The following is a 5,711-nucleotide window of genomic DNA, read 5'->3' as shown; positions in this document are numbered from 1 at the left end:
AGTCGGAATGAATTATCAATTATATGTCCGTAATTACAGTCGTAACACCAACTACGAGATCGTTGCTACGGTTGATGGCCTGGATGTGCTGAACGGCAAGCAAGGTTCGCTGAATAACAACGGCTATATTGTGAATGCCGGAGATTCGTTAGTGATTAAAGGATTCCGCAAAGATAAACATACTGAAGCGGCTTTTCAGTTCGCCAACGTTGCTGATTCCTACGCAGCCAATTCGGCGCAAGGCGATGTGCGTAATACCGGGGTAATCGGCTTTGCCGCCTTTGAATTACAAGGCCCGGCGCAAAACGCGCTGCCGCCGTGCTCTGGACAAGCCTTTCCGGCAGATAACAATGGCTATGCGCCGCCACCGTGTCGGAAATAGCAACCTCGCTTGATGCCTCGCCCATTTAAGGCGATAATTAGCACAAACTTGTGTTTCGCAAATCCAACCCTTCCTCGTCGGGCCTAACGACGCGGAAGGGTTTTTTTATATCGACTTTGTAATAGGAGTCCATCCATGAGCACCTTAGGTCATCAATACGATAACTCACTGGTTTCCAATGCCTTTGGTTTTTTACGCCTGCCGATGAACTTCCAGCCGTATGACAGCGATGCAGACTGGGTGATTACTGGCGTGCCGTTCGATATGGCCACTTCTGGTCGTGCGGGTGGTCGCCACGGTCCGGCAGCGATCCGTCAGGTTTCGACGAATCTGGCCTGGGAACACAACCGCTTCCCGTGGAATTTCGACATGCGTGAGCGTCTGAACGTCGTGGACTGCGGCGATCTGGTATATGCCTTTGGCGATGCCCGAGAGATGAGCGAAAAGCTGCAGGCGCACGCCGAGAAGCTGCTGGCTGCCGGTAAGCGTATGCTCTCCTTCGGTGGTGACCACTTTGTTACGCTGCCGCTGCTGCGTGCTCATGCGAAGCATTTCGGCAAAATGGCGCTGGTACACTTTGACGCCCACACCGATACCTATGCGAACGGTTGTGAATTTGACCACGGCACTATGTTCTATACCGCGCCGAAAGAAGGTCTGATCGACCCGAATCATTCCGTGCAGATTGGTATTCGTACCGAGTTTGATAAAGACAACGGCTTTACCGTGCTGGACGCCTGCCAGGTGAACGATCGCTGCGTGGATGACGTTATCGCCCAGGTGAAACAGATTGTGGGTGATATGCCGGTTTACCTGACTTTTGATATCGACTGCCTGGATCCTGCTTTCGCGCCGGGAACCGGTACGCCAGTGATTGGCGGCCTGACCTCCGATCGCGCCATTAAACTGGTACGCGGCCTGAAAGATCTCAACATCGTTGGGATGGACGTAGTGGAAGTGGCTCCGGCATACGATCAGTCGGAAATCACCGCTCTGGCTGCGGCGACGCTGGCGCTGGAGATGCTGTATATTCAGGCGGCGAAAAAGGGCGAGTAAGCACCAGATGCGATGCGCACGGGTAAAACGTGCCATTAATGTCGGATGCGGCGTGAACGCCTTATCCGACCTACGTTCGGCCCCCGTAGGCCGGATAAGATGCGCCAGCATCGCATCCGGCAATGCGCACAAGGTAACAAATGTGCCATTCATGTCAGATGCGGCGTGAACGCCTTATCTGACCTACGTTCGACACCACCAGGCTTTACTTAATCCCATCCGCGCTGATGCGATCGCGAATATGCTGGGCACGTTCGGCGGATGCAGGATGGTCGTCAAACATTGAGCTTTGACGGCCTTCTTCCAGCTTCGCCAGTTTTTCAAAGCTGGTGGCAAGACCTGCCGGGCTGATGCCGCGTTGGCGCAGAAGATCGTAAGAATAATCATCGGCTTCTGCTTCCTGGCGCTGGGAGAATTGCGAATTGACTAATTTCTCGCCCAGATCACCAAGTTGTGATTGAGATAAACTGCCGACAATCCCGCCCGCAGAGGCCGCAGCTACTCGCACGGCATTTGTACCAAGCGCCACCTGCATCCCTTTCTTCACATGGCCTAACGCCACGTGCCCCATCTCGTGACCGATCACCGCTTCGACTTCGTTATCTGTCATCATATCCATCAGCCCGCTATAGACGCGGATACAGCCGTTAGCCATTGCAAAGGCGTTCACATCCTTCGCCATATACACTTTGTAATTCACCGGCTGACCGTTGATATTGTTGCCTAGCGCATTGGCAATAGTTGTCAGACGTTTAGCGTATTCGCTATTGGCTGGCACAATCGTCGCCTTGCTGTCCATCTCCTGACATGCCTGATCGCTCAGGGTTTTCACCTGCGCATCACTCAAACTGTAAGCCTGAAAAGCTTCCGCTCCTGATGAGAGCAGTCCGTTGGAGTCCATATTCTGGCAACCGGTCAGTACCGTTGCCACGCTCATTGCTACCAATAAGGCGCGAATTTTCATGTTTTCTCTTCCGCACAAGGTCAGGATTATTCTAAAAATGCGCCGTTTGCAGGTGAATCGACGCTCAGTCTCAGTATAAGGAAAAGCGCAGCGGACGGGCGAGCAGATTGCGCAACATGCGAGCATGATCCAGAGATTTCTGAAGCGGCAAAAGGATGTTCCATGTACATGACGCGCGGCTTGCGGTAAATTGTTGGCAAATTTTCCGGCGTAGCCCAAAACGCGCTGTCGTCAAGTCGTTAAGGGCGTGCCCTTCATCATCCGATCTGGAGTCAAAATGTCCTCACGTAAAGAGCTTGCCAATGCTATTCGTGCGCTGAGCATGGACGCAGTACAGAAAGCCAAATCCGGTCACCCGGGTGCCCCTATGGGTATGGCTGACATTGCCGAAGTCCTGTGGCGTGATTTCCTGAAACACAACCCGCAGAATCCGTCCTGGGCTGACCGTGACCGCTTCGTGCTGTCCAACGGCCACGGCTCCATGCTGATCTACAGCCTGCTGCACCTCACCGGTTACGATCTGCCGATGGAAGAACTGAAAAACTTCCGTCAGCTGCACTCTAAAACTCCGGGCCACCCGGAAGTAGGTTATACCGCTGGTGTGGAAACCACCACCGGTCCGCTGGGTCAGGGTATTGCCAACGCAGTCGGTATGGCGATTGCAGAAAAAACGCTGGCGGCGCAGTTTAACCGTCCGGGCCACGACATTGTCGACCACTACACCTACGCCTTCATGGGCGACGGCTGCATGATGGAAGGCATCTCCCACGAAGTTTGCTCTCTGGCGGGTACGCTGAAGCTGGGTAAACTGATTGCGTTCTACGATGACAACGGTATTTCTATCGATGGTCACGTTGAAGGCTGGTTCACCGACGACACAGCAATGCGTTTCGAAGCTTACGGCTGGCACGTTATTCGCGACATCGACGGTCATGACGCGGCATCCATCAAACGCGCAGTTGAAGAAGCGCGCGCAGAGACTGACAAACCGTCCCTGCTGATGTGCAAAACCATCATCGGTTTCGGTTCCCCGAACAAAGCCGGTACTCACGACTCCCACGGTGCGCCGCTGGGCGACGCTGAAATTGCCCTGACCCGCGAACAGCTGGGCTGGAAATATGCACCGTTCGAAATCCCGTCTGAAATCTATGCTCAGTGGGATGCGAAAGAAGCAGGCCAGGCGAAAGAATCTGCATGGAATGAGAAGTTTGCGGCTTACGCGAAAGCTTATCCGCAGGAAGCGGCTGAATTTACCCGCCGTATGAAAGGCGAAATGCCGTCTGACTTCGACGCCAAAGCGAAAGAGTTTATCGCTAAACTGCAGGCTAATCCGGCGAAAATCGCCAGCCGTAAAGCGTCGCAGAATGCTATCGAAGCGTTCGGCCCGCTGTTGCCTGAATTCCTCGGCGGCTCTGCTGACCTGGCACCGTCTAACCTGACCCTGTGGTCTGGTTCTAAAGCAATCAACGAAGATGCTGCAGGTAACTACATCCACTACGGTGTTCGCGAGTTCGGTATGACCGCGATTGCTAACGGTATCTCCCTGCACGGTGGCTTCCTGCCGTACACCTCCACCTTCCTGATGTTCGTGGAATACGCACGTAACGCCGTACGTATGGCTGCGCTGATGAAACAGCGCCAGGTGATGGTTTACACCCACGACTCCATCGGTCTGGGCGAAGATGGCCCGACTCACCAGCCGGTAGAGCAGGTCGCTTCTCTGCGCGTGACCCCGAACATGTCTACATGGCGTCCGTGTGACCAGGTTGAATCCGCGGTCGCGTGGAAATACGGCGTTGAGCGTCAGGACGGCCCGACTGCGCTTATCCTCTCCCGTCAGAACCTGGCGCAGCAGGAACGTACTGAAGAGCAGCTGGCAAACATCGCGCGCGGTGGTTATGTGCTGAAAGACTGTGCTGGTCAGCCGGAACTGATCTTCATCGCCACCGGTTCTGAAGTTGAACTGGCGGTTGCTGCCTACGAAAAACTGACTGCCGAAGGCGTGAAAGCGCGCGTGGTGTCCATGCCGTCTACCGACGCATTTGACAAGCAGGATGCGGCTTACCGTGAATCCGTACTGCCGAAAGCGGTTACTGCACGCGTTGCGGTAGAAGCGGGTATTGCTGACTACTGGTACAAGTATGTTGGCCTGAACGGCGCTATCGTCGGCATGACCACCTTCGGTGAATCTGCTCCGGCAGAGCTGCTGTTTGAAGAGTTCGGCTTCACTGTTGATAACGTTGTTGCGAAAGCAAAAGCGCTGCTGTAATCAGTAAGACGTTTTGTGAGAAGGGCCGCGAAAGCGGCCCTTTTTTTACTTAGTAGAGATAAACGGAACTGTGCTGCCGGGGATCATGGTATCGGGCAGTTTACCGTCCCAACGTTCGGCAGTGGTGAGGGCTACAAGTCCGGGATTATCCCGCAGAGCTTCACCGCGCAGGCGGATTGCTTCTGCTTCAGCCGCACTTTTTAAACGAATAGTTTCAGCCTCTGCCGCGCCTCTTACGCGAATAGTTTCCGCTTCTGCTTTGGCTGCCGCCAGTTTACTGTCTGCTTCTGCCTGGGCCTGAGTTACCGCTATTTGCGCCTGGATTTTCTCTGTTTCCAGATTTTGCTTACGCGTGGCAATGGCGACTTCTGCTTTCATTCGGTCTTCAATCGACTTTTCATAAGCGTCAGAAAAATCAATATTTTCAATCTGGACCCCGTCAATTACCACTGGCCCAACAACGGCTTTGCGCATGGCATTTTGCAGATCCTGAACCAATTTTGTACGATCCTGTACGGCGCTGATGGCGGTATATTGGCCGAAAATGTTCTCCAGCTGAGTTGGCAACTGACGGACAATTAGACGATCTTTTAATGCTTCAATAGTGTTGTAGGTGGTATAAACCGCGCCTGCTTCTGAAGGTTTAATGTGGAAGCTGACTGATACTGTCATTTGTGCCGGTTGCTGGTCGCGGCTGTAGGCCTGTAATCCCTGATAGACCACAGCCTGATTACGCGTGGAAATTTTCTCCACGCTTTCCATAAAAGGGATCTTAAAACCCAGCCCCGGCTCGGCAACTTTTACGATTTTTCCGTAGCGCAGCAAAATGCCGCGTTCACCTTCATTAACGGTGTAATACGAGAGAAATGGCAGCACAACCACGGCAAGCACGCCAATGGCGATAGCAAGAGATTTTTGTGGGCGAAATGAGGTTAATGAAACAGGTGCTTTCATGACAATCTTCCTTGAGTAAAGTATGGGAATATGTCACATGAGATGAGGAGAAAACAGCCGACAGGTGAGAATTCAGAATCTATAAA

Annotated in this window: 4 protein-coding genes and 1 pseudogene; 3 read left to right on the top strand and 2 right to left on the bottom strand. The window is 53.3% G+C overall.

Going from position 1 to position 5,711, the window contains the following annotated elements; genetic code table 11:
* A pseudogene (locus ACUU1M_RS18270) lies at positions 1 to 382 on the top strand (hypothetical protein); the annotation flags it as partial.
* Between the two features lie 135 nt (positions 383 to 517).
* The gene (gene speB / locus ACUU1M_RS18265) at positions 518 to 1,438 is read left to right on the top strand and encodes an agmatinase (protein ID WP_000105560.1); all 921 of its coding nucleotides are present in this window, start codon (positions 518 to 520) and stop codon (positions 1,436 to 1,438) included.
* Positions 1,439 to 1,643: 205 nt separating this feature from the next.
* On the opposite strand, the gene loiP is transcribed toward speB, so the two are convergent.
* Positions 1,644 to 2,402 carry a metalloprotease LoiP gene (gene loiP, locus ACUU1M_RS18260; RefSeq protein ID WP_152029044.1) on the bottom strand — a complete coding sequence of 253 codons (759 nt, stop codon included), beginning with the start codon at positions 2,400 to 2,402 and terminating at the stop codon, positions 1,644 to 1,646.
* Positions 2,403 to 2,679: 277 nt separating this feature from the next.
* Here loiP and tkt point away from each other — a divergent pair, with 277 nt between their 5' ends.
* Entirely contained in the window at positions 2,680 to 4,671 is a 1,992-nt protein-coding gene (gene tkt / locus ACUU1M_RS18255; protein WP_000098594.1) for a transketolase, read from the top strand.
* A gap of 45 nt (positions 4,672 to 4,716) precedes the next feature.
* On the opposite strand, the gene ACUU1M_RS18250 is transcribed toward tkt, so the two are convergent.
* Positions 4,717 to 5,625, bottom strand: coding sequence for a prohibitin family protein (locus ACUU1M_RS18250; protein WP_000646936.1), 909 nt, complete (start codon positions 5,623 to 5,625; stop codon positions 4,717 to 4,719).
* Positions 5,626 to 5,711 lie beyond the last annotated feature (86 nt).

The organism is Shigella sp. SIG6 (assembly GCF_053555815.1).
Note: the sequence above shows the minus strand (reverse complement) of the source record. Positions and strands in the feature narration are given on the sequence as shown.